Genomic DNA, 26136 nt, shown 5'->3' on the forward strand with positions numbered 1-26136 from the left:
AGACTGCTTGCTATTCGAATCAGTTTTCGGTCATCCCAGTCGGGTCGAACTGAATTTGCACTTCGTACTTCCCGCTGTAGTTCAGATCCGGGACGAGCACTTCCGTATAGGCACGGACCTTCGCTTCCAGATCGGTCACCTCAAAGGCAACGGTTCTCGTGTCGGCAGCCTGATCCTCGCTGACAACCTCGGCATCTACGTAGCTGCCGTCCTTCTCGGTGCGGAATACTTTGGTCCAATTACTGCTTTTCAAAGTCAGGAAGACCTTGTACGTGCCGTCCATCTCGACGATTGTAGCCGGTTTTTCTGTGTACCCATCCATGATCGACGCTTCATCCGTCCCATTCTTTAACACCTGGAACGGAATGCTGTAGGTCTTCTGATCGAGGGCTGTCGGCTCGCTCTCAGTGACGGAAACGGGATTTACCTGTTCAGAAATGGCTTCCTCCACTTCCTGAGCGACGGGCTCGACTGCTGGCTGACTCACGGCTGCAGGTTCGATTTTTGGCGAAACGACGACCTGGTTCAGACGGCCGGATGCCAGCTCTTCCTCGCTGATATCAACGAGAGTCGCCAAGAGAAAGGCTATTTGCACCTCGTGCTGGCTTTCCCCATTTTCATTTGACACTTTTGTTTCCAGGGATGCATGGAGCAATGCTGCCAGATCGGCTACTTCCACCGTGACGACGCGATCATCGCCAGCCTCCGCCATCTGGACGTCGACAAAGCCTTCTCCCTGCTTGATCCGGAATGCTTCCAATTCACTGCCAACGGTAATGGAAACATGGCTTTTTCCGTCTTTTACGGTTACGACCGCAGGATTTTGCAAGACTGACTCCATGGCGGACCGCACGCCTGTTCCATTCTCGAACACCTGGAAGTTCACGATGTAGCTGCCATCATCCAGGTTCTTGTAATCGAATTTTTTGACGGTATCGGCATGGAACTGGAATTCAACCGCATAGTTTTTGGCGTCCTCTACCTGTGGCGTGTCGAGCTTGATTTTTGCCTGTACCGCATCCGAGAAGTCGTTTACTGCAAAAGTGACTGTTTTGGTATCCGCAGTTTCGTCGGTGACGACCTCAGGTACCCGATACGCCCCGTCCTTCTCTACGCGGAAATCGCTGATCCACTTGTTGTTTTTCAACTTGAGTGTGACATAGCGAACTCCGTCGCGGGTCGTTACGTTGGCGAGACTTCCCGTGATGTCCTCCATGAAGGAGGTAAATTCCTTGCCGTCTTGCAGAACCTTGAAGGCGACGGTCTGGTCCTGGTCTTCCGAATCGTCCAGGAGTGTTGCTGGATCGAACTGGAACGCAATGTCGTATTCGCCTCTGTAGTCAGCCAGCTCTACCAACGAATTCAGCTTGTTCGCCAGATCGGGAACCTCAAATTTGACGACCCGCTTGTTGGCGGAAAGGTCAATGCTTTCCGTTTCGGCCTCTACGAATTGCCCTTCGTCATCGACCAGCATGCCTTTGATCCAGTTATGACTGGTCAATGTCAGGTACACCGTGTTCTTCTCGCCTGCCACTGACAGGTAGGCAGACTCTTCGATGTGATCCTTCAAAATGGATGCTTCTGTCGAATCTTTTTCCAATACATCAAATTCGAGTTTGTACCAGCCATCTTCAAATTCTTGCTTGAAAGGCTTGACGCTCTTTTCATCAAAGAGGAACTGCACTTCGTAGTCGCCGCTGTAATTGAGTTCCGGAATCCGGACCTCCGTATACGCATTGAGCTTGGAGGACAGGTTTTTCACATCAAACCCGACGACTCTTGTATCGGCGATTTCATTGGCGCTCTCGACTTCCGCGTCCACGTATCGACCATCCTGCTCAACCTGGAACACGGTGATCCAGCTGCTGTTCAGGAACGTGACCGACATGTGGTATTCGCCACCGTCGACAGTCAGGATCGCAGGTTTTTTCGTGTACTCATCCATCACAGATCGTTCATCTGTCTGGTTTTTCAGGACGATATACTCAATCGTATAGGTGCCGTCCTCCAGCACATCTGGATCGTATTCCTCGATGCTGTTGTGGTCAAAATGGAACTCGAGCTCGTATTCCTCCTCCGGATCGAGCGTGGTCGCAAATGCGTTCAACAGCAGCGGGATATCGGTTCCTTCGATTTCCACGACCCGTTCGTTGGCGGTTTCGTCTTCGCTGACAACCTCCAGATCGTAGTACGTGCCGTCCCGTTCGATCCGGAACTCATCGACCTGGTCACTGTTTGCCAGCGTCAGCCAGACATATGTCAGACCATCCTCGACAAACAAGATCGCAGGATTTTTGGTGTACTCTTCAAAAGCGGATGTCCGGGTTTTCCCTTTGTCCCTCACCTCGAATTCGATGGTGTACTCGACTCCTTCTTCCAGGACAACCGGCTCCACTGGAGGAATCGGCGGCGCCTTTTTCAGACTGTCGAGATCAAACTGGAACAGCAGGGTGTATCCTTGTGTCGCATTTTGCGCAGCGAATGTCTGTGCCCCTATTGTCTGGACCGCAAACACTCTTGCCACATTTGGATTGGCAACAAACACTTCCAGATATGCCCGCTGGAAGGCGGCGAGGTCTTTCACCTCAAATTGAACAGTTCGGGTATCCGTCTGTGCATCCGTGCGTACGACGGTTGCATCGACAAATTGTCCGTTTTGCTCCGTTTGGAACAGATTGATCAATCTGCCGTTTTTCAGTGTAAGCGTAACGGTTGCTTTTCCATTCTGGACCGCTAGCTGAGCTGGCTGCTGCACGTATTGTTGAATGATGGATGCATCCCCTGCCCCTTCCAGAAGTACGTCGAATTCAATCGTATACGCACCGTCCTCGACAACGCCTGGTTGCGGTGGGGGCGTAGTTCCGCCAATGCTGTCCAGATCAAACAGGAACTGGACTTGATAATCGCCGCTGTAGCCAATCTCTGGAATCCGCACTTCTGTATAGGCGTTCAGCTTTTGCTTCAGATCCGCCACCTCGAACTCGACCACGCGGGTATTGGCTTCTTTGTCCTCGCTGATCACGGTCGCATTCACATACCGCCCGTTTTGCATAGTCTGGAATACTTTGATCCACTCACTGTTGGTCAGCGTCAGGGAAATCGTTTGTTTCCCATCCGCGACAGTCAGAACAGCCGGTTTTCTCGTGTACTGGTCCATGACCGAGACACTGTCGGTGCCGTCTTTCAGGACCGTAAAGTAAATGGAGTACGTACCGTCTTCGAGTTCACCCGGCTGCGGTTCTGGCGTATACTCCTGAATGCTGTCCAGATCAAACAGGAACTGAACTTGGTACTCGCCGCCATAGCCGATCTCCGGAACGCGAACTTCTGCATAGGCGTTCAGCTTCTGTTCCAGATCCGGCACTTCGAACTCGACTACGCGGGTATTGGCTTCTTTGTCCTCGTTGACTACCGCCGCGTTCACATACCGCCCGTTTTGCTCGGTCTGGAATACTTTGATCCACTCGCTGTTCGTCAGCGTCAGGGAAATCGTGTGCTTTCCTTTTGCAACGGTCAAGATTGCGGGTTTGACGGTGTATTGGTCCATCACAGAGACACTGTCTGTGCCATCTTTTAGGACGGCAAAGGAAATCGTGTACATACCGTCTTCGATCACACCTGGCTGCGGCTCCGGTACATACTCGCCGATGCTGTCTACATCAAACGCGAACTGGACCTCATAATCGCCACTGTAGTTCATCTCCGGAATTCGCACTTCCGTATAGGCGTTCAGCTTCTGCGTCAGGTCCGGCACTTCGAAGCGAACTACTCGGGTGTTGGCTTCCTTGTCCTCGCTGACCACAGTCGCGTTCACATACCGCCCGTTTTGCTCGGTCTGGAATACTTTGATCCACTCGCTGTTCGTCAGCGTTAGGGAAATGTAATTCTTGCCGTTTTGCACGGTCAGCATCGCCGGTTTTTTCGTGTACTGGTCCATGACCGAGACATCGTTGGTGCCGTCTTTTAAGACTTTGAAAGAAATCGAATACGTACCGTCTTCGATCACACCTGGCTGCGGCTCTGGTACATACTCGCCGATGCTGTCTACATCAAACTGGAAATGGACCTGATAATCGCCACTGTAGTTCATCTCCGGAATTCGCACTTCCGTATAGGCGTTCAGCTTCTGCGTCAAGTCCGGCACTTCGAAGCGAACTACTCGGGTGTTGGCTTCCTTGTCCTCGCTGACCACAGTAGCGTTCACATACCGCCCGTTTTGCTCGGTCTGGAATACTTTGATCCACTCGCTGTTGGTCAGCGTCAGGGAAATGTAATTCTTGCCGTTTTGCACGGTCAGCATCGCCGGTTTTTTCGTGTACTGGTCCATGACCGAGACATCGTCGGTGCCGTCTTTTAAGACCGCAAAGGAAATCGAGTACGTACCGTCTTTAATGACACCTGGCTGCGGCTCTGGTACATACTCGCCGATGCTGTCTACATCAAACTGGAACTGGACCTGATAACTGCTGTTGTAGCCCATTTCCGGGATGTGTACTTCTGCATAGGCATTCAGCTTCTGTGTCAAATCCGGAACTTCAAATCGGACTACTCGGGTATTGGTCTTCTCGTTGGCGCTGACTACGGTCACATTCACAAATCGGCCGTTTTGCTCGGTCTGGAATACTTTGATCCACTCGCTATTGGTCAGCGTCAGCGTGATGAAGTTTTTGCCGTTTTGCACGGTCAGCATCGCCGGTTTTTTCGTGTACTGGTCCATGACCGAGACATCGTCGGTGCCGTCTTTTAAGACCGCAAAGGAAATCGAGTACGTACCGTCTTTAATGACACCTGGCTGCGGCTCTGGCGCTACTGGTGTCAGGCTGGACATGTCCGTGATGATGCGGAAATCGTGGGTGCTGTTGTAGCTGCCTACCACCACCTGCACCTTCGCTTTCAACGGATCTGACAATCTCGCCAGTGCAAACTGTACAACGCGAGTGTTATCGGCATCGTTTCGGCTCACTTCCGTTCCTTCCAGGTACGTGCCGTCCTGCTCGATCTGGAAGCTCGGAATCGAAGAGCTGTCTTTGACAGTGATGGTCAACAGCTTCGTACCGTTCGTGACGGTCACGTTCGCCGGGCTGACCAGGTATCGGCTCATCGTCGACGAATCGTCGTTATCGATGCGCAGCGTAGTGAAGTTAATCGTGTAGTTGCCGTCTGCAATGACTTCCGGTTGCGGCTCTGGCGCTGCCGGTGTCAGGCTTGCACGGTCGAACTGGAATTGCACATAGTATTTGCCGCTGTAGTTCAGCGCCGGAACATTGACTTCCGTGTAAGCATTCAGCTTCGCGGATACGTCTGCGACTTCGAATTTCACGACACGGGTATCGGCTTCTGTATCCGTGCTTACTACTTCGGCGCTTTCGTAATTCCCGTTTTGTTCTGTTTCGAATACGGTGATCCAACTGCTGTTTTTCAGCGTGAGCAATACATAGCTGGTTCCGTCATCTGCCGTCAAAAACGCCGGTTTTTCCACGTACTGATCCATGACCGAAGTCTCTGTTGTGCCGTCTTTCAGGACCTTAAAGTCGATCGTATAGTTGCCGTCTGCGATGACTTCCGGTTGCGGCTGTGGCGCTACTGGTGTCAGGCTGGACATGTCCGTGATGATGCGGAAATCGTGGGTGCTGTTGTAGCTGCCTACCACCACCTGCACCTTCGCTTTCAACGGATCTGACAATCTCGCCAGTGCAAACTGTACAACGCGAGTGTTTTCAGCATCGTTTCGGCTCACTTCCGTTCCTTCCAGGTACGTGCCGTCCTGCTCGATCTGGAAGCTCGGAATCGAAGAACTGTCTTTGACAGTGATGGTCAACAGCTTCGTACCGTTCGTGACGGTCACGTTCGCCGGGCTGACCAGGTATCTGCTCATCGTCGACGAATCGTCGTTATCGATGCGCAGCGTGGTGAAGTCAATCGTGTAGTCGCCGTCTGCGATTACTTCCGGTTGTGGCTCTGGCGCTGCCGGTGTCAGGCTGGACATGTCCGTGATGATGCGGAAATCGTGGGTGCTGTTGTAGCTGCCTACCACCACCTGCACCTTCGCTTTCAACGGATCTGACAATCTCGCCAGTGCAAACTGCACAACGCGAGTGTTTTCAGCATCGTTTCGGCTCACTTCCGTTCCTTCCAGGTACGTGCCGTCCTGCTCGATCTGGAAGCTCGGAATCGAAGAGCTGTCTTTGACAGTGATAGTCAACAGCTTCGTACCGTTCGTGACGGTCACGTTCGCCGGGCTGACCAGGTACCTGCTCATCGTCGACGAATCGTCGTTATCGATGCGCAGCGTAGTGAAGTTAATCGTGTAGTTGCCGTCTGCAATGACTTCCGGTTGCGGCTCTGGCGCTGCCGGTGTCAGGCTTGCACGGTCGAACTGGAATTGCACATAGTATTTGCCGCTGTAGTTCAGCGCCGGAACATTGACTTCCGTGTAAGCATTCAGCTTCGCGGATACGTCTGCGACTTCGAATTTCACGACACGGGTATCGGCTTCTGTATCCGTGCTTACTACTTCGGCGCTTTCGTAATTCCCGTTTTGTTCTGTTTCGAATACGGTGATCCAACTGCTGTTTTTCAGCGTGAGCAATACATAGTTGGTTCCGTCATCTGCCGTCAAAAACGCCGGTTTTTCCACGTACTGATCCATGACGGAAGTCTCTGTTGTGCCGTCTTTTAGGACCTTGAAGTCAATCGTGTAGTCGCCGTCTGCAATGACTTCCGGTTGCGGCTCTGGTGCTGCCGGTGTCAGGCTTGCTTGGTCAAACTGGATTTGCACATAGTATTTGCCGCTGTAGTTCAGCGCCGGAACATTGACTTCCGTGTATGCATTCAGCTTCGCGGATACGTCTGCGACTTCGAATTTCACGACACGGGTATCGGCTTCTGTATCCGTGCTTACTACTTCGGCGCTTTCGTAGTTCCCGTTTTGTTCCGTTTCGAATACGGTGATCCAACTGCTGTTTTTCAGCGTGAGCAATACATAGTTGGTTCCGTCTTCTGCGGTCAAAAACGCCGGTTTTTCCACGTACTGATCCATGACCGAAGTCTCTGTTGTGCCGTCTTTTAGGACCTTGAAGTCGATTGTGTAGTCGCCGTCTGCGATTACTTCCATCGCCTGCAGAGTCTGCATTTGCAAAGGCAGAGGGTCATCTGTTTCTTCGAGACTGTCTAAATCGAATTGGATGTCTGCCTCGTATTCTCTTGTTTTTCCATCACTTTCCCTGATCGCTGTGAGGATGTTCACCTTCGATGCCAGTTCCTCTGTAAACATCTCAAATTGCACTACGTGAATGCCGGAATTCTCATCCGAACTGATTTCCTCAGCGTCTTCATACTCATCGTCGAGATTTACCTGGAACGATCGGATTACTTCGATGTCGGCAAAGGTAAGCCAGATGCTGGTGATTTCATCTTCCACTTGCAAGTATGCGGATTTCACGATGTATTCGTCCAAGGACGATGTGTCGTCGGAACCTGCATCAAAAATGTCAAAGTCAATGGTATATGTACCATCGTCGATGTCCACTTGAACAGGAGCCGTTTCCAGGATTGGAGCTGGCACTGGTTCAGGAAGCGGTACCGGTAGTGGCTCCGGTACTGGCGTTGGTTCCGGTACTGGCGTAGGCTCGGGTTCGGTTGTTCCCGGGTCCGCCGGATTTGGTGCCGGAGTGTCCGGGTCAGGTGTTCCCGGGTCCGCCGGATTTGGTACCGGAGTGTCCGGGTCAGGTGTTCCCGGGTCAGCCGGATTTGGTGCCGGAGTGTCCGGGTCAGGTGTTCCCGGGTCCGCAGGATTTGGTACCGGAGTGTCCGGGTCAGGTGTTCCCGGGTCCGCAGGATTTGGTGCCGGAGTGTCCGGGTCGGTTGTTCCCGGGTCAGCCGGATTTGGTGCCGGAGTGTCCGGATCGGTTGTTCCCGGGTCAGCAGGATTTGGTGCCGGAGTGTCCGGATCGGTTGTTCCCGGGTCAGCCGGGTTTGGTGCCGGAGTGTCCGGGTCGGTTGTTCCCGGGTCAGCCGGGTTTGGTGCCGGAGTGTCCGGATTGGTTGTTCCCGGGTCAGCCGGGTTTGGTGCCGGAGTGTCCGGGTCGGTTGTTCCCGGGTCAGCAGGATTTGGTGCCGGAGTGTCCGGGTCAGGTGTTCCCGGGTCCGCAGGATTTGGTGCCGGGGTATCCGGATCGGTTGTTCCCGGGTCCGCCGGATTTGGTTCCGAGGTGTCCGGGTCAGTTGTTCCCGGGGCCGTGGTCTCTGGGGTCTGTCCCCCCGGGTTGCTTGTTCCCGGTTCGGCGGTACCCGAATCAGATGTGTCAGATTGTTCTGAATCTACTTGTCTCGTCTCGGTCTGACTGGTATCCGTGCCGATACTCTCGACAGCAATGACGGTGCTTGCACTGATTGTTTGCACGAGCAACGCAAAGATCACGAGCAGCCGAAGCACAAAACTCACGAAGGACTTGTTCAAAGCAAAGTAGTTTCCCATATCGTATTTTTCGAACCTCCTTTATCTGGAGTGAAAAAAGCAGTAATATACAAATTCAAAATTACGGTTATTTTTCAAATTATTTACATACAAAATCAAAATCTATGGGCACATAGCGTTTGCATACTGCCAACGCTAGCTTTGCTGCAAGCTCTTGTTAGGCTCTTTTCACGAGCTTGTGAAGAAAAAATGCAGAGGTCAGCAAAAACAGAGTGAGGTAAACCGCGACATTTGTGTCATCGCCTGTTTGCGGGTTTGGTACAGCCGCTGCCTGATCTGCACTCTGCGGTGGATTCGCTTCCGAAACAGCACTTGCCGTTTGCGGATTGTTCACGGTCACGTTGCTTCCGCTGACTGCAGCCGGCTTTGTGCCAGCCTGCTCCCCGGACCCGCTCGCTGCCGAGGCAGCCCCGGCACCTCCAGTCGTACTAACCGGAGTGATGCTATTCGTATCAAACGAGAAACGAATGGTGTAATCGTGATCGTAGTTGATCGACGGAACCGTGACATGGATTTTTGCATGCAACGGCCGGGAAATGTCAGCGGCCTGGAATTGGACGACCCTGGTGTCAGTCGCGGCATCCGTGCTGATTACGTCTACATCGACAAACTCTTCACCGCGAGGCACCTTGAACTGGGTCACCCACGCGCTGTGATTGATTTTCATCTGGACGGTAATCGCCCCCTGGCTGATGAGCAGGGTCGCCGGCTTTTCCCAGTAATCGTTGGCGATTGAAACCGAATCATTGTTGGCTTGCAGGACATTGTACTGGATCGTATACGTCCCGTCCTGCAAAGCATCGGCCGCCTGAACAGTCGGTGCAATCAGCAGAGTGACCATGTACAAGAGCGCGGCCAACGAAAGCAAAAACGGTTTTTGTCTACGCATGGATAATCTCCCTCCTTTTCTCAAAAATCTCGGGAACAAAAGCCCCTGAAAAGCAAAGCTATGAAAGCGACAATCCCACAAATGATTATCATTCTCAATAGCGGTTAAAAAAATAAAAACGTGCAAAAAACGGATGCTCTTTTCCATCCCCTCCCTAACTCCGCACACTTGGCAAAGCATGCCAGGACTCGAAATGAATCGTAACGTACACAATTTCAATTTGTCAACGGTTTTTTCGACTGAAATAATTTACAATTTTGTGTTGACTCGCCATTTTCTCTTTGTTATTATCTGGATTGTTAATGATTTTCATTATCAATTAGACAAGGAAGGCCAGGTCAGGAGGATGACCATGAAGAAACGATTTTTGCTCTCTGCTCTTTTGCTGCTTGGTTTATCCACTGGTTGCGGGAATGATGCCCAGATTGCCAACCATGCTGCCGGCAGTTCTCCCTCTTCTGGCACAACAAGCAGCGCCAATGCCCCCACAAACCAGCTTGTCGTAGAGGACTTTGCTGGCCGTCAAATTGCTTTTGCTGACGTCCCGCAGCGGATCGTCGCCTTGTCCAATGGCGATGTGGATATTATCTACGCGCTTGGCGGCGAGGTCGTCGGCAGACCTACTACCCGGGGCAGCGCTCCGCACCCGGACGCTGAAAAAGCCGAGCAGATCGGCAATACACATGAAGTGGACCTGGAAAAAATCACGCTGCTGCGACCGGATGTCGTGCTGGGCAATTACCCGCTCAATCAAAAGGACATCCCGGCGATCGAAGGAGTCGGCTCACAATTGCTTCTGACGAATGCAAATTCCGTTGACGATATCAAAAAACAAATTCGTCTGTTCGGGACTATGTTGCAGAAAGAGGATAAAGCCAATGAACTGATTCAGTCCATCGATGCCAAGCTAAGCGAGTACCAGGGAAGCAGCACAGCAGCGAAACCCCGCGCCTTGCTCGTCTACGGGGCACCCGGCACGTATATGGCGGCATTGTCCAACTCGTTAAGCGGCAACATTCTCGAGCTGGCGGGGGGAGAAAATATCGCTGCCGATTATCCCGCTCTGGAACAATACCCGCAGTACGCCCAACTGAATACCGAACGAATCGTCGAGGCAAATCCACAAGCCATTTTGATCATTACCCACGGAAATCCGGAAGAAGTCCGCAGTGGATTCCTGAAAGAAATGCAGGAAAATGCCGCCTGGAACAGTCTGGATGCGGTGAAAAACGATCGCGTTGAAGTGCTGCCGTCCGATTTGTTTGGCACGAATCCCGGCACGCGGGTAACCGAGGCCATGGATTTGATGAGCGAGTATTTGGGCGAAGTGAAATGATGGCTACAGTCATGCAAACCGAAACGAGAAACACGCGCAGAAAACTGCTGTTGGCGATTACCCCTGTCGTACTCGTCATCGCAGGCTGCTACGGGCTCACCTCTGGGTCAGTACCGATCACTCTCCAGGAAATTTGGACTGTTCTCACGACGAACAACGAATCGGCACACGAAACGATTATTCTCGATTTGCGGCTGCCCCGGGTTCTCGTCGGTCTTTTCGTCGGAGCTTGCCTCGCTGCATCCGGAGCCCTTTTGCAGGGCACGATGAAAAATCCGTTGGCTGACCCGGGTATCATCGGCGTTTCGGCCGGCGGCGGGCTTGCCGCGATGATCACCATGGTGATGTTTCCGCAGTACAGTTACTTTCTCCCGTTCGCAGCATTTATCGGTGCGTTTGTCACGAGCATTTTCATTTACATACTCGCCTGGGATCGGGGCGCTGCTCCGGTCAGGATCATCCTCGCCGGGGTTGCCATCAACGCGCTGCTCGGCGCCATCACCAGCGGCATTATGGTGATCTACAGCGACCGGGTGCAAGCTGTACTGCCCTGGCTGGCAGGGGGACTGAACGGCAGAAGCTGGTATCACTTCGAATTCATGGTCCCGTATGCGGTCGCCGGACTTGTGTTGACCGCATTCACGATCAAACCGGCCAACCTGTTGCTGCTCGGCGACGAGTCCGCTCACCTGCTCGGTCTCAAAGTGGAAAGGCAGCGGCTTTTGCTGATCCTCCTCTCTTCTTTCCTGGCAGGAACGGCGGTCAGCGTTGCCGGTCTGCTCGGATTTGTCGGACTCGTGGTGCCGCATGCGATACGCCTGGTAATCGGGGATGACTATCGTTTTCTCTTGCCCCTCTCCATCTTGTGGGGAGCCATCCTCGTCGTTGTGGCAGATACGGTAGCGCGTTCCATGTTTGATCCCATTGAACTGCCGGTCGGGATTTTGCTGGCTTCCTTGGGTGCGCCGTTCTTTTTGATTCTGTTGCGGAAGCGGAGGTCGATGCGATGGTAGCGATTCAAACCCGACACCTACACCTGTCATTGGGGCATTTTGGCCTGGAAGATATTTCGGTCTCGATTCCCCGAGGAAAAATGACCGCTATCGTCGGTCCCAACGGTTCCGGGAAGTCCACTTTTCTCAAAGTGCTTTCCAGATTGCTCAAACCCGATCAGGGAGAGGCTTTTCTGCTCGACAAACCGACTGCAGAGTACCGGACAAAAGAATTTGCCCAGACGGTCGCCATGCTGCCGCAAGCAAAGGATTCCCTCCCTGACTTTACCGTGAAGGAATTGGTCGCATACGGCCGTTCCCCATACAAACGATTCCTCGATCAGCACATGAACGAGCAAGACGAGCAAATTATCAACCAGGCCATGGACGCTACAGGCATTCAACGGTATCGGGATCGCATGTTCCACACTTTATCGGGAGGTGAGCAACAAAGAGCGCGTATTGCCATGGCTTTGGCCCAGCAGACGGAAATTCTGCTGTTGGATGAGCCGACGACGTATTTGGACATCGCCCATCAATTCGATTTGATGGAGATGCTGCGAACGATCAATCAGCAGTACAAGATGACGATCGTCATGGTGCTGCACGATCTATCGCAGGCTGTTACCTACTCCCATTATCTGATTGCGATGAAAGGAGGGAAGGTCGCCCAGGCAGGAGAGCCGCAAACAATGTTGACCTCGCAATTTTTGCGGGATGTTTATGAAATTGAAGCATCGGTGAAGTTTGAACAAAACTATCCGCTCATTATTCCGATTATCCATACGCATAGGGGGAATTAAGAATGGTAATTGTAACGAATACTTCGAAGATTACAAAAGGAAATGCACACAAATTGATCGAGCGCTTTGACAAAGTAGGAAAAGTCGAAACGATGGAAGGCTTCCTCGGACTCGAAGTCCTGTTGACGGAAAACAACTCGGCTGATTACGAAGAAGTGACCGTCAGCACCAAGTGGGAGAAAAAAGAGCACTTCCAAGCCTGGACGCGCAGCGACGCGTTCAAGGAATCACATGCGCACCGGCAGATCCCGGACTACATTATCGACAACAAAATTTCCTTCTACGAAGTAAAAATCGTCAGAAATCCGATTACATCAGCTGCTCAGTAATGCACATTTTGGCAAGCAAGCTCGCAGTCCGTCATCCGTGCTTGCCCCTAGCAAAAAGCCTTAGCCCGGCATACCGTCTGGGCTAAGGCTGCGCTGCTTTTTATTTCTTGCTCTGATACGCTACCGCGATTTTCGCTGCCACCTCTACATTGTGCTTCACCAGCGCGATGTTGGTCTGCAGGCTTGTGCCGCCGGTCAACTGCTTCACTTTGTCGAGCAAAAACGGCGTTACATTTTTTCCGGTAATGTTGTTTGCTTTCGCTTCGTTCAGTGCCTGTTGAATCACAGCCTCGATCTCCCGATGATCGAGCGCGTCCGCCTCAGGGACAGGATTGGCGATAATCAGGCCACCCTCCAGGCCGAGCTGCCACTTGGTATCCATCAAGGCAGCGACCTCTTCCGGTGTATTCAGCCGGAAGTCGACGCCATATCCGCTCTCGCGGGCAAAAAAGGACGGGAATTGATCTGTCTGGTAGCCGACCACAGGAACACCTTGCGTCTCCAAATACTCAAGCGTCCGGCCCAGGTCGAGAATCGATTTTGCCCCGGCGCAGACGACCGCCACATTCGTTTGCGCCAGCTCGGTCAAATCGGCTGATACGTCCCAGGTAATCTCTCCTTCGCGGTGGACACCGCCGATACCGCCTGTAGCGAATACCCGGATGCCTGCCAATTGCGCAGCAATCATCGTTCCCGCTACTGTCGTCGCACCGATCTTGCCGCTGGCCAGGATGTACGGGAAGTCGCGGCGGCTTACCTTTGCCACGGATGGATTGGTAGCGAACTCCTCCAGCTCCTGCTCATTGAGACCAATCTTGATTTTGCCGTTCATAATGCCGATTGTCGCCGGTACTGCTCCCTGCTCGCGGATAATATTCTCGACCTGCTTGGCCATTTCCACGTTTTGCGGGTACGGCATGCCATGCGAGATAATCGTCGTTTCCAGCGCCACCACTGGCTTGTTGTTCTCCAGTGCTTGGCGCACCTCGTCTGTATAGGTCAAATAGGATTTCATTCCGCTTCACTCCTTCTCGTATTGGTTGACTAGCTCCTCCAACTGCTGCGGCTGCAACAGCGGCGAAACAGAGTGCTTCGTCTCAAGCGTCAAGGTGGATGCCGCCAAGCCGAGACGACAAGCCCGGGCAAACGGCTCCCCGTTGATGATTCCGTACAGCAGTCCGGAAGCAAAAGCATCGCCGGCTCCGGTCACATCGACGACTTCAGCAGGAAATGGCGGGATGTGCTCGGCAGTCTCGGCGGACTGATAGTAAATCCCTTGCTCGCCCATCGTCACCACGACATGCTTGACGCCGCGGCTGCGAATGACTTCACATGCCTTTTCACAATCTGAAAGCGACTGAATCGCGATCCCGGACAACTCCTCCGCTTCCTCCCGATTGGGCAAGATCGCCTCTACCCCGTCCAGGCGCTGCGGCAGCTTTTGGGCTTTGGCCGAAGAAACCGGATCGACGAACAGTTGAATCTTTTCCTCCCGGCAGCGTTGGATTACGTACTCCAGGCAATCGGCCGGCGGGTTGGTATCGAGGAAGACAACCTGAGCGGCTGCGATATGCGGCCAGCGATCGGCAAACATCTCCGGAGTCAGCGCATCGTAGATGTCCATGTTCGCCATCGATACGACCATTTCCCCGTCGATGTCCAGCAAGGCTGTGTACGTTCCCGTGCGTTGGGACGGAAGGCGCCATACCGGACTGACGTCTACCCCGTGGCTTTTCGTCTCCTGCAAAATCCACTCGCCTTCCTTGTCTTCGCCGACGCAAGTAATCATGGATACATTGCATCCCAGGCGTCCGAGGTTTTCTGCGATATTGCGGGCTACTCCGCCGGACGACTCGGTAATCGTCACCGGATTGGATGAATGCAGCCGCACGCGCTGGTTGCCTCGCGCCTTGCGATCCAGGTTCGCCCCGCCGATACAGGCGATCATCCCCTCGTCGCGCAGGATATAGGCGCGTCCTTTGATCTCGCCCTTTCGCGTCAGCTGCGCGATATAGCCCGCGACGGCCGAACGGGAAATGCCAATCAAATCAGCGATCTCCTGCTGGCTGATAAACGGGTTCTGCCTGATCAGATGCAGGATGTGCCTCTCCTTGTCCACGTCGCTCCTCCTCTCTATTGCTTTTCTCTTAGCATGCACATCGTCATCATCAAACAAAAGTCTATCACATGAACAAATGTTTTGCAAAGCCAATAAAAAGACCGGGCGCAAATCCTGCCACCCAGTCCTATTGTGCTGATTCTGTTTGTTCCTATCCTATATGTGCTGCTCTTTTGGCGCTTCCATCTTCTTTGGACTGTTTCGCGACAGCGCGATGACCGTCCCGATGATGCACGCCGCTCCGGCCCATTCAAACAATCCAAAGGATACGTGGAGCCAGACGACCGTCGCCACGACAGCGGACAACGGTTCGGCGCATCCGAGGATGCTCGTCTCCGAAGGCTGGATAAAGCGCATGCTGTCCAAATACAGGAAAAACGGAATCAACGTCCCGAACACGACCAGAAAGCACAATCCGAGCACAGAAGACATATCCCAGATTTGTCCGGTCACTTGCCACGGCTGTGCGATTGCGGACAGGCTGATTCCGCCGATCAGCATACCCCATCCCAGGACGACAGTCGATCCCCAGCGATCCAGCAGCTTCTTCGGATACAACGTGTAAAAAGCCAGTGCTACTGCTGACAGCAGCCCCCAAATGACAGCACCCGGCGCGATCGAGAGCTGTCCGGGTTTGCCGTTGGTAATCAGCAAAAACGTCCCCAACAGCGCCAGCACCAACGCGACGATCTGCATCACCGTCGGCATCTTGCGGTAGCGCAGCACCAGAAACAACGTCAAGAACAACGGACCCAAATATTGCAGCAACGTAGCAGTCGCTGCATTACCTTGCTCAATAGAGGCAAAATAGGTGTATTGGACAGCCATCAACCCGCAGATGCCAAACACCACCAGCCGCACAAAATCGCCGCCGGAGCGGAGAATTCGCGTTACATTTTGCCTGTTCTCCCCCATCAGCGAAAGCAACAGCAGCACGACGCCTGATGCAACGAGTCGTACGGACGTCAACCAGTCCGTGGTAAAGGAATAATGATGAAACAACGATTGGGCTACCGTACCCGATACGCCCCACAACATAGCAGCTACGATCACCATGGAAAAACCGCGGACTCGACTCGACACTTGCATTCTTTCCCCTATCTTCCGTTTTTCCTGCAACTATATCCGATTTTTTTCAAAAAAACAAGAATCATCATGCCATTCCTGCGCGATTCTCCTTCCATGGCGGTTTGACAAGAAAAGATGACTCAAGTAGTATTATCTTTAATTCAAGATAAGAAAATTGTAGAGAAGGAGGGCTCATCGTGCCAGACAACAACACACTCAGGGATGAATCCCTCGACTTGATGGTTGTTTTGTCCCGTGCGTACAACTGGGTCACGGCCCACAGCAGTCGCGATATTCGTCGGCACGGACTAAACCCGACTGAATTCGGTGTACTGGAGCTGCTCTACCATAAAGGACCGCAACCACTGCAGCAAATTGGCGAAAAGATCCTGATATCCAGCGGAAACATTACGTATGTCGTGGACAAACTAGAGAAGAAGCAGCTCTTGATCCGCAGACCGTGCTCGCATGATCGCCGGATGATCTTTGCCGAGCTTACGGAAAAAGGGATGAGTTTTTTGGCGGAGATATTTCCTTCCCATCGCGAGGCAATCGCCCGGGCCGTCAGCGGTTTGACTGCCGAAGAAAAGCGTCAGGCGATCCAATTGCTGAAAAAGCTGGGACTTACAGCACAGGAGCGATTTTAAGCGTGGGTACATTTCATTTCTTGACAAAAGTGGAATTGCGTAATAGTCTTGAAGCCGAGATATATAAATTGTAAGTTTGTAGCTTACAATATGAAAGGAGAAAAACCATCCATGAGTAAAGTGCTTTTGATCAAAGCAAATGACCGTCCGATTGAACAAGGGGTAAGCGTGAAGCTGTACCACGCATTCGCCGACTCTTACAAAAAGAACCATCCAAACGACGAGGTTGTGGAACTGGACCTGTTCGCCGAGGACCTGCCATACTACGGCAATGACCTGATCACTGCCATGTTCAAGGCTGGCCGCGGCATGGAACTGACCGCTGAAGAAAAACGAGGAGCTGACAAGGTAAACTCCTACCTCGACCAGTTCCTTGCTGCCGATAAAGTCGTCATCGCATTCCCGCTGTGGAACTTCACTGTCCCGGCTGTTCTGCACACGTACATGGACTACCTCTCCCAGGCAGGCAAAACATTCCGTTATACTGAAAACGGACCTGTTGGCCTGATGGGCGACAAAAAAGTAGCACTGCTGACTGCACGCGGCGGCGTGTACTCCGAAGGCCCTGCGGCAGCGATTGAAATGGCAAGCAAATACGTGAAAACACTGCTCGGCTTCTGGGGCATCAGCAACATCACCGAAGTGATCGTAGAAGGCCACAACCAGTTCCCGGACAAAGCAGAGCAAATCGTTCAAGAAGGCGTAGACAAAGCGGCAAAACTGGCTGAAACATTCTAATTGTTTTTGCGCAAAAGAGCTGGCGGGTACTTGCAAGACCCGCCTGTCTCATGCCTAATATCTCAAATTAGAGATATTTTGCCGCCAAGTATGCACAAAAGGAGGCGTTGACCATGGAGATTCGCATCTATACGGTGGATGAGCAAGGAAAAGGGTATTTTGGAAACGGAGAGATCGTCGAAAACAAACCGATTGGCTTTCCGCACGAACAATCGGCGGTAAAACGGGTAGGACCGCTTTTTTACTGGGCGTGGGCGAAATCGCTGAAGACGTTTGAAATCCCCCTTCATCCCCACTCCGGCTTTGAAATCCTGTCGTATGTCCTGACTGGCACGATTGGCCATCGGGATACGCTGGGCAACATGCAAAAAGTCACCACAGGCGGTGCGCAGATTATGCAAACCGGATCGGGCGCCCAGCATGCCGAAGAGCTCGGGAAAGACTCGGAAATGTTCCAGATCTGGTTTGAGCCGCATCTGAGCCAGGCGACCAAGCGACCGCCGACGTACAATCAGTATGAACACGAGGAATTCCCTGTTCACGAGGTCGATGGCGTCTCGGTAAAATCAATCGTCGGGGGCGATGCACCGATCCAACTCGTAACGGATGCACGCATGTACGATATTGAGATCCCAAGCGGGCGTTCGCTCTCTCTCCCCCTGCCTGCCGGCTATGCTCATGCCGCCGTCGTCATCTCCGGCAGCGGCACCGTCGGCGAAGTCGATGCCGGTCACAGCCATGCTGCGATCCAGAATAGCGACTTCGTCATCACCACCAGCGACACCGACCGCACCGCGCTGTACCAGGCAAGCGCACAGGAAGCGCTGCGACTCGTTTTGATTCAGGTACCGGTCGAAGTCGATTATCCGCTGTATCGCAAATAAGCATGTATCCTCACAAAAGACCCCGTCAGCTACGAGAAGCCAACGGGGTCCATTTCTTTACATCCGTATATTGCGCTTACCGGGACAAAGCCGGCTCCCGCTCCAGCATCGTGCCTGCTTCCGCCAGGCGCACATGCCAGGAGAATGCTTTTTCCAACACGTGCGGCGTATGTCCACCGCAGGTCAACGCCTCTTCGTAATACGCCAGCAATTGCTCGCGGTACATCGGATGCGCACAGTTTTCGATAATTTTCACGGCTCTCTCACGCGGGGCAAGTCCGCGCAGATCGGCAAGTCCCTGTTCCGTTACGATCACGTCTACATCGTGCTCCGTGTGGTCTACGTGGGAGACGAACGGGACGATACTGGAAATGTTGCCGCCCTTGGCGATCGATTTGGTGACAAAGATGGCGAGACGGGAGTTGCGGGCAAAATCCCCGGAGCCGCCGATTCCGTTCATCATCTTCGTGCCCGATACGTTGGTAGAGTTGACATTGCCGTAAATGTCCAGCTCCAACGCTGTATTGATCGCAATCAATCCCAGGCGACGGATGATTTCCGGATGGTTGGTGATCTCTTGCGGACGCAGCACGAGCTTGTCGCGGTACGCCTCGAAGTTTTCTGTCACGCGCTTCATCGTATCAGCCGTCAATGTGATCGAACAACCCGACGCAAAGGCGATTTTCCCTGCATCCAGCAGCTCGAACACCGAATCCTGCAACACTTCGGAGTAAACGGTCAGATCGGTGAACTCGGAGTCCAGAAACCCGTTGAAAACGGCATTTGCCACCGAGCCGATCCCCGATTGCAGCGGAGCGAGGTTGCGGGGCAGACGCCCTTCCTTGACCTCGTTGCGCAAAAATTGAATCAAATGAGCGGCAATCTGGGCTGTCTCTGCATCAGGCTCGACAATCGTGGATGGAGAATCGGTCACTTCGGAGATGACAATTCCTTTGACCTTGTTGATGTCGACCGGAATCCCTCTCGTACCGATCCGCTGCTCTACGGAAGTGAGCGGAATCGGATCACGCTCGCCCTGGTTTGCAGGCGTATACACGTCGTGAATACCTTCCAGCGCGAGCGGATGATTCACGTTTAATTCGATAATGACGTTTTTTGCATGCTCGACAAATATATTGGAATTCCCTACGGAGGTCGTAGGAATAATCAATCCGTCTTCTGTGATTGCAACCGCTTCCACGATCGCGAAATCAATCGGGCCGATCACACCTTGCCGAACCAGTTCTGCTGTATGAGACAAATGCTGGTCGACAAACAACATGTCGCCGTTATTAATGGACTTTCTCATCGTCGCATCAGCCTGGAAGGGCGCGCGCTTGTGCACAATCCCGGCTTCGGCCATAATCGCATCCACGTCCGCTCCCAAAGAAGCGCCTGTATACACATCTACCTTCAGTGGTCTGCTTTCCTGTTTGGCGCGTTTTGCCAATGCGATCGGAACCATTTTTGCATCTCCGGCACGGGTGAACCCACTCAGGCCAAGGGTCATGCCGTCTTCGATCCAAGCTGCTGCTTCTTCCGCCGTCACAATTTTGTCTGCCAGTCTTTTGTCGCGTAAGCGTTCCCACATGATGTTGTGACCCCCTCTGCACCTATTTTCCTTGTTGTGATATACAGTAGCACAGCATCACTGAGCGGGCACTCAATTCGGGTTGTTCCAGCAAATATCAAAATGAAACAGCGGATTTATCTGCGAATCATTCTCAATAAACAAGCTGTACGATCGGCTAAAAGCCGAGAAATTGACGAAACGAGCCGGCGTACGATTGGCTGACCGGTACACGGGTCTTTTGCTTGTCTTTCAACTCCAGCAAGAAGGTGGAGTGAAAATGCGGATGAATGAAGCGGATCGCCTGGACGTTCACAAAATAGGAGCGATGGCAGCGAACAAACTGATCGCAGGGCAATATGTGAGCCAGCTCTGACAAGCTGTATTTGTTTGCAAAACTTCCCGCCGCCGTATGCAGCATCGTCCGGCCGTCATTCGAGCTGACGTAGAGGATGTCCTGCATCGAAATGGGCAGCCAGCCATTTTCATCTCTGCCTACCAGAAAAGCAGGATTCGGACGCGAAACAACGGCAGGCATCATCTGCAGCGAGTAGATCGCCGTAATGCACGTCTCCACCTGTCCCTGGCGAATGACCGGCACAGAAACTCCGTAGTACGGCACCCCGAACACGCGGCTTTCCACCTGAGAGGCGACCTTCTCCTTTACTTTCAACGCTTTATATGTGGCGGAACCGACTCGAACCCGGTCCCCGGGAGAAATTTTCAAATCAATACTGGAACTGGGTTGGTAGTAGACGTACTGTGCCCCATCCGAGATGGCAATGGAAACTCCTTCTGGAATCACTTCCCCAATCATCTGCAGCACTTCAGGAACCAGTGTATTGTCCATGATCCTTCTCTCCCTATTTTCTCGCATTGTTTCTCCTTTCATTAAACCACATTTTTGCTTTTCTCGTGCATCCTTGTCTTGCCATTTGGTGTTTTTCGTCCATTGTAAGAAAATTGTGCTAAAATGATGGCGGAAGCAACCACAGAGGAGAGATAGCCGTGAAGCTGGAACGAATCGACTTGCAACGGATCAAGATTCCCCTGAAAGCGCCTTTTGAAACAAGCATGGGTGTAGAAACGCACAAGGAATGTATACTCGTCCGCGCGTACAGCGGCGAGCATGTCGGTTTTGGGGAAAGCGTGGCGATGGATGTTCCCGTTTACAATGAGGAAGATGTGGACACCGTCTGGTACATGCTGGAAAAGTACCTGATTCCCCAGTTGTTCAGCCGTGAGATCGAGCATCCCGATGATGTATCCCGCCTGTTTTCCTGGATGCGACGCAACAACATGGCAAAGGCAGCCTTGGAAGGAGCCGTCTGGGATGTGTACGCCAAACAGCAAGGCATTTCGCTCTCCCAGGCGTTGGGCGGGACCCGCACTGCGATTGACGTCGGAGTGAGCATCGGAATCGAGCCGACTGTGGAAGCACTATTGGCTCGCGTAGACGGCTTTATCCGCGATGGCTACAAAAAGATCAAGGTGAAGATCAAGCCGGGCTTTGACGTGGAGCCGATTCGCGCCATTCGCCAAGCCTTTGGTCCGGATGTACCGCTGATGGCCGATGCCAACTCCGCCTACACACTGGGCGATCTGGAGCTACTCAAAAAGCTGGATGAATTCGGATTGATGATGATTGAACAGCCTTTGGCCCATGACGACATTATCGACCATGCCACGCTGCAACGCGAGCTGAAGACCCCGATCTGTCTCGACGAAAGCATCCACACCGTCGAAGATGCGCGAAAAGCGATCGAACTGGGTAGCTGCCGTATCATCAACATCAAGATCGGGCGTGTCGGCGGACTCACTCCGGCGAAGCAGATTCACGATCTGTGCCAAAGCCGCCAGATCCCTGTCTGGTGCGGCGGTATGCTGGAAGCGGGAGTCGGGCGTGCGCACAACATGGCGATTGCTTCTTTGGCCAATTTCACGATACCTGGCGACACATCTCCGTCAGATCGCTATTTTGCCGAGGACATTATTACGCCGGCGATCGCCTTTGCGAAGCCAGGCGTGCTGCATGTCCCTACCGCCCCCGGTATCGGTGTGGAAGTAAACGAAGCTGCGCTTTTACGCGCCCTGGTGGAGCACAGGAGCTTTTTTGCCAACCAGCAATCGACGACGACACACATTCCCGGCTGGTAACGGAAAAACGAACAAAGGAGACCACTGCGAGCGGTCTCCTTGTTTGTGTTCATCTGCGCGTAAACCTATTTGAGCGGCAGTGTAACGTAAACAACCGTGCCTGTTCCTTCCTCGCTCGTCACGTGGATTTTCCCCTGATGGGCGTCGACGATCCACCTGGCGATCGACAGTCCGAGTCCGGTGCCATCCGTCGATTTCGAGCGCATCTTGTCCACCCGATAAAAACGGTCAAAAATGAACGGGATGTCCTCCTTGGGGATTCCGATTCCGGTGTCCCGGACCTCTACGGATACTTTTTGCCCTTCCCGCCTGCAAGCCACGTGGATGGTCCCATGGGGCTGGGTATACTTCAAGGCGTTGTCCAGTAAAATGACCAGCAGTTGGTGAATCCGCTCCTCGTCCCCGACCATCTCCAGCGGCTGATGAATGTCCGTCTGCAAACGAATCTCCCTGGCAACCGCCAATTCAGAAAACACGTGGGTGCACCGCTGCACCACTTCGTCGAGCCGAAAGCGCTGCCTGAAAATCTGCAGTTCATTGGAGTCGCTGCGAGCCAGTGTCAACAGATCGGAGACCAGCTTGTTCAACCGTTTTGCCTCCTGCAACCCGATGACAATCTTTTCGCTCTCCTGCTCGATGGTCCGATCCGGATGGCGAAACAGCCGCTCCAGGTTGACCATGATCGCGGTCAAAGGCGTCCGCAGTTCATGCGAAGCGTCGGCGATGAATTGCTGCTGCTTCTCCCAGGAAACCTGGATCGGGATCAACGCTTTTTGCGCCAGAAATCGACCCGCCACGAAGGCGATCAGCAAGCTGACAGCACTTCCGATGACGACCACGTACAGCAGGCTGTTCAGCATGTTGTCCTCGGGTGCCAAATTGTAGACCAGCTGTATCTGGGCCGATGTACGGACGCGATCGTCGACGACTATCCTCTTTGCCGCCGGAATCGTATGGACCCGATACGAAGCGTTCTTGACCTTGATCGTCTCCGTAGTGGCGGTTTCCACAATCTCCTTGCGAAAGGCAGAATAGTCATCCTCGTCCATCTGCTCGCCAAGCCCGGTACCGACGAAGTTTCCCTGCTGGTCCCAGACCAGAAGCATATACCGGCGATCCAACTCCGCAAACCTCTTGCGCTCCTGGGGCAAAAAGGCGGGAAACGCGGGACCGTCTGCGCTGTGCAGCCGGGGAAAGGGCTCTCGCAACAGTCGCTGCTCGGCCGCTTGCAAGGCACGGTCCACTTCGGAATAGAGGCGCACTTTCATTGTAAAGTAGACAGCTGTCCCGAGTGCGTTGAGCAGCACGAACACGACGATCACATTGAGCGTGACCAGGCGGAGACGGGTTTTTTGAAACAACATCAGGCCTCTTCCTTTTTTAAGATATAGCCCACATTGCGAATGGTGCGAATCAGATGTTCATGCGCACCCAATTTTTTGCGCAAATAATGGACGTACAAGTCAACCACGCCGTAGTTGGCCTCGGAATCAATGCCCCACACGCGGTCAAATATTTGCTGGCGGGTCAGAATTTGTTCCCGGTTTTGCAAAAAATACTTGAGCAATTCGTATTCCTTCGAAGTCAGCTTCATCGCTTCGTCTTCGACATACCCGTCGTACTCATGCACCTTCAGCGAAATTGGGCCATATGCCAACTCTCCTTCTGGCGCAGATTTGCCGTTTCGCCGCAGCAGAGCCCGCGCTCGCGCCGTCAGCTCCTCTACGGCGAATGGCTTGACCATGTAATCGTCGGCCCCCGCATCCAAGCCCTCAACTCGCGACTTTACGCTATCCTTTGCCGTCAAAAACAGAACGGGTGTGGAGATCCCTTTGTTCCGCAGCGTTTTTACCATCGTCACTCCGTCGGTTCCCGGAAGCATGACATCGAGAACCAGTAGATCGTAGATGCCGCGCTCGGCGAGTAACAAACCGTCATCTCCGCGCTCGGCAGTTTCCACCTGATACCCTTCCTCTGACAAAACTCCGGAAATGGATTGGAGGAGTGCGTGTTCGTCTTCTACAACCAGTATCAGCATCGCTATCCTTCTCCTTACGTCCTGGGCTTGTTCAGCCGTTCCTCTCTGCAATCGGTTGGCTCTTCGCCTCGCCAACGATAGAGAGATGCCAAGCATTTGTTTACCTTGACTGCCAGGCTATCAAGTACAAGTATACAGCACCAACCCGACAGCAATGTTGTATAAGTCTGGATAGTGTTATTAGACCATTGTTTGTTTTGAATTGCATTTGAATCGTGTGAAAGCACGCCCTTCAATCAAAAAAGCTGTATTCACCATTACGGATGGGTAATGGTGAATACAGCTTTTTGTCTTGTTCCTTCAAAACTGGATCTGCATGCATGCTGTGGATTGTGTGTGGATAAGTCCTCGACCGATTAGTATTCGTCAGCTCCACGCGTTGCCGCGCTTCCACACCGAACCTATCAACCTCATCGTCTTTGAGGGGTCTTACCAGCTTGCGCTGTGGGAAGTCTCATCTTGGAGGGGGCTTCACGCTTAGATGCTTTCAGCGCTTATCCCTTCCGCACATAGCTACCCAGCTGTGCCACTGGCGTGACAACTGGTGCACCAGCGGTGCGTCCATCCCGGTCCTCTCGTACTAAGGACAGCTCTCCTCAAACTTCCTGCGCCCGCGACAGATAGGGACCGAACTGTCTCACGACGTTCTGAACCCAGCTCGCGTACCGCTTTAATGGGCGAACAGCCCAACCCTTGGGACCTACTTCAGCCCCAGGATGCGATGAGCCGACATCGAGGTGCCAAACCTCCCCGTCGATGTGGACTCTTGGGGGAGATAAGCCTGTTATCCCCAGGGTAGCTTTTATCCGTTGAGCGATGGCCCTTCCATGCGGAACCACCGGATCACTAAGCCCGACTTTCGTCCCTGCTCGACTTGTAGGTCTCGCAGTCAAGCTCCCTTCTGCCTTTACACTCTACGAATGATTTCCGACCATTCTGAGGGAACCTTTGGGCGCCTCCGTTACCTTTTGGGAGGCGACCGCCCCAGTCAAACTGCCCACCTGGCATGGTCCTCTCGCCCGATGAGGGCGACGAGTTAGAAACTCCGTACATCAAGGGTGGTATCCCACCGACAGCTCCACAGAGGCTGGCGCCCCTGCTTCAAAGCTTCCCACCTATCCTGTACATGATGCACAAAGTTCCAATACCAGGCTACAGTAAAGCTCCATGGGGTCTTTCCGTCTTGTCGCGGGTAACCTGCATCTTCACAGGTATTATGATTTCACCGGGTCTCTTGCCGAGACAGCGCCCAAGTCGTTACGCCTTTCGTGCGGGTCGGAACTTACCCGACAAGGAATTTCGCTACCTTAGGACCGTTATAGTTACGGCCGCCGTTTACTGGGGCTTCGGTTCAAAGCTTCGCTTGCGCTAACCCATCCCCTTAACCTTCCAGCACCGGGCAGGCGTCAGCCCCTATACTTCGCCTTGCGGCTTCGCAGAGACCTGTGTTTTTGCTAAACAGTCGCTTGGGCCTTTTCACTGCGGCCCCCTCGGGCTATAAACCCTACCGGGGCGCCCCTTCTCCCGAAGTTACGGGGCCATTTTGCCGAGTTCCTTAGCAAGAGTTATCCCGCGCACCTTAGGATTCTCTCCTCGCCTACCTGTGTCGGTTTGCGGTACGGGCACCTTGTTCCTCGCTAGACGCTTTTCTTGGCAGTGTGAAATCAGGGACTTCGGTACTTGAATTTCCCTCGCCATCACAGCTTGTGCTTGACAGTGTGCGGATTTGCCTACACACCACACTTGCTGCTTGGACGGCCATCCAGTAGGCCGCTCACCCTATCCTCCTGCGTCACGCCATTGCTCAAACGGTACAGAGGTGGTACAGGAATATCAACCTGTTGTCCATCGCCTACGCCTTTCGGCCTCAGCTTAGGTCCCGACTAACCCTGGGAGGACGAGCCTTCCCCAGGAAACCTTAGGCTTTCGGTGGACAAGATTCTCACTTGTCTTTTCGCTACTTACACCGGCATTCTCACTTCCAAGCGCTCCACCGCTCCTTCCGGTACGGCTTCACCGCTGCTTGGAACGCTCCCCTACCCAGTCCGTAAGGACTGCCATAGCTTCGGTGATACGTTTAGCCCCGTTAC

At 53.2% G+C, this 26136-nt stretch carries 17 protein-coding genes and 1 rRNA gene (1 of these 18 only partly in view); 8 read left to right on the forward strand and 10 right to left on the reverse strand.

Annotation, left to right across the window (positions count from 1 at the left end; all coding sequences use genetic code 11):
- Positions 1-19 precede the first annotated feature (19 nt).
- A complete protein-coding gene (locus ACAF76_RS19400) occupies positions 20-8458 on the reverse strand; it encodes an NEAT domain-containing protein (protein WP_421617283.1) in 8439 nt (2812 codons plus the stop codon).
- Positions 8459-8633: 175 nt separating this feature from the next.
- Positions 8634-9365, reverse strand: coding sequence for a heme uptake protein IsdC (isdC, locus tag ACAF76_RS19405; RefSeq protein ID WP_421617284.1), 732 nt, complete (start codon positions 9363-9365; stop codon positions 8634-8636).
- Between the two features lie 352 nt (positions 9366-9717).
- Between isdC and ACAF76_RS19410 the strand changes: the two genes are divergently transcribed.
- Genes ACAF76_RS19410 through isdG form a run of 4 tightly spaced genes read left to right on the forward strand, consistent with a single transcriptional unit; the run spans position 9718 to position 12825 of the window.
- A complete protein-coding gene (locus ACAF76_RS19410; RefSeq protein WP_421617285.1) occupies positions 9718-10701 on the forward strand; it encodes an ABC transporter substrate-binding protein in 984 nt (327 codons plus the stop codon).
- Positions 10701-11714, forward strand: a complete 1014-nt coding sequence (locus tag ACAF76_RS19415; RefSeq protein WP_421617286.1) for a FecCD family ABC transporter permease — start codon at positions 10701-10703, stop codon at positions 11712-11714. Before ACAF76_RS19410 ends, ACAF76_RS19415 begins: the two co-directional genes overlap by 1 nt.
- Positions 11708-12496, forward strand: coding sequence for an ABC transporter ATP-binding protein (locus ACAF76_RS19420; protein ID WP_421617287.1), 789 nt, complete (start codon positions 11708-11710; stop codon positions 12494-12496). Before ACAF76_RS19415 ends, ACAF76_RS19420 begins: the two co-directional genes overlap by 7 nt.
- A gap of 2 nt (positions 12497-12498) precedes the next feature.
- Positions 12499-12825, forward strand: a complete 327-nt coding sequence (gene isdG / locus ACAF76_RS19425; RefSeq protein WP_421617288.1) for a heme oxygenase — start codon at positions 12499-12501, stop codon at positions 12823-12825.
- A 100-nt stretch (positions 12826-12925) separates the two neighbouring features.
- On the opposite strand, the gene ACAF76_RS19430 is transcribed toward isdG, so the two are convergent.
- The 3 genes from ACAF76_RS19430 to ACAF76_RS19440 form a co-directional block, all read right to left on the reverse strand.
- Entirely contained in the window at positions 12926-13840 is a 915-nt protein-coding gene (locus ACAF76_RS19430; RefSeq protein ID WP_421617289.1) for a pseudouridine-5'-phosphate glycosidase, read from the reverse strand.
- A gap of 6 nt (positions 13841-13846) precedes the next feature.
- Positions 13847-14944, reverse strand: a complete 1098-nt coding sequence (locus ACAF76_RS19435) for a carbohydrate kinase (RefSeq protein WP_421617290.1) — start codon at positions 14942-14944, stop codon at positions 13847-13849.
- Between the two features lie 156 nt (positions 14945-15100).
- On the reverse strand, positions 15101-16033 hold the full coding sequence (locus tag ACAF76_RS19440; protein ID WP_421617291.1) for an EamA family transporter: 933 nt from the start codon (positions 16031-16033) through the stop codon (positions 15101-15103).
- A gap of 218 nt (positions 16034-16251) precedes the next feature.
- Here ACAF76_RS19440 and ACAF76_RS19445 point away from each other — a divergent pair, with 218 nt between their 5' ends.
- The 3 genes from ACAF76_RS19445 (at position 16252) to ACAF76_RS19455 (ending at position 18281) form a co-directional block, all read left to right on the forward strand.
- The gene (locus tag ACAF76_RS19445) at positions 16252-16659 is read left to right on the forward strand and encodes a MarR family winged helix-turn-helix transcriptional regulator (RefSeq protein ID WP_421617938.1); all 408 of its coding nucleotides are present in this window, start codon (positions 16252-16254) and stop codon (positions 16657-16659) included.
- A 111-nt stretch (positions 16660-16770) separates the two neighbouring features.
- On the forward strand, positions 16771-17397 hold the full coding sequence (locus ACAF76_RS19450; protein WP_421617292.1) for an FMN-dependent NADH-azoreductase: 627 nt from the start codon (positions 16771-16773) through the stop codon (positions 17395-17397).
- A 113-nt stretch (positions 17398-17510) separates the two neighbouring features.
- Positions 17511-18281 carry a pirin family protein gene (locus ACAF76_RS19455; RefSeq protein WP_421617293.1) on the forward strand — a complete coding sequence of 257 codons (771 nt, stop codon included), beginning with the start codon at positions 17511-17513 and terminating at the stop codon, positions 18279-18281.
- 76 nt (positions 18282-18357) lie between these two features.
- Here the strand turns inward: ACAF76_RS19455 and ACAF76_RS19460 are convergent, their stop codons facing one another.
- Complete coding sequence (locus ACAF76_RS19460) at positions 18358-19872, reverse strand: acetyl-CoA hydrolase/transferase family protein (RefSeq protein ID WP_421617294.1); 1515 nt, start codon at positions 19870-19872, stop codon at positions 18358-18360.
- Between the two features lie 157 nt (positions 19873-20029).
- Entirely contained in the window at positions 20030-20701 is a 672-nt protein-coding gene (locus tag ACAF76_RS19465; protein WP_421617295.1) for a LytTR family DNA-binding domain-containing protein, read from the reverse strand.
- 158 nt (positions 20702-20859) lie between these two features.
- Here ACAF76_RS19465 and menC point away from each other — a divergent pair, with 158 nt between their 5' ends.
- Positions 20860-22008 carry an o-succinylbenzoate synthase gene (menC, locus tag ACAF76_RS19470; protein WP_421617296.1) on the forward strand — a complete coding sequence of 383 codons (1149 nt, stop codon included), beginning with the start codon at positions 20860-20862 and terminating at the stop codon, positions 22006-22008.
- Positions 22009-22073: 65 nt separating this feature from the next.
- Here the strand turns inward: menC and ACAF76_RS19475 are convergent, their stop codons facing one another.
- From ACAF76_RS19475 to ACAF76_RS19485, 3 genes are all read right to left on the reverse strand, one after another.
- Positions 22074-23372, reverse strand: a complete 1299-nt coding sequence (locus ACAF76_RS19475; protein WP_421617297.1) for a sensor histidine kinase — start codon at positions 23370-23372, stop codon at positions 22074-22076.
- On the reverse strand, positions 23372-24046 hold the full coding sequence (locus ACAF76_RS19480; protein WP_421617298.1) for a response regulator transcription factor: 675 nt from the start codon (positions 24044-24046) through the stop codon (positions 23372-23374). Before ACAF76_RS19480 ends, ACAF76_RS19475 begins: the two co-directional genes overlap by 1 nt.
- A gap of 336 nt (positions 24047-24382) precedes the next feature.
- A 23S ribosomal RNA gene (locus ACAF76_RS19485) occupies positions 24383-26136 on the reverse strand; it runs 1175 nt beyond the window's last position.

Source organism: Brevibacillus sp. TJ4 (assembly GCF_044627595.2).
Taxonomy (GTDB): domain Bacteria; phylum Bacillota; class Bacilli; order Brevibacillales; family Brevibacillaceae; genus Brevibacillus.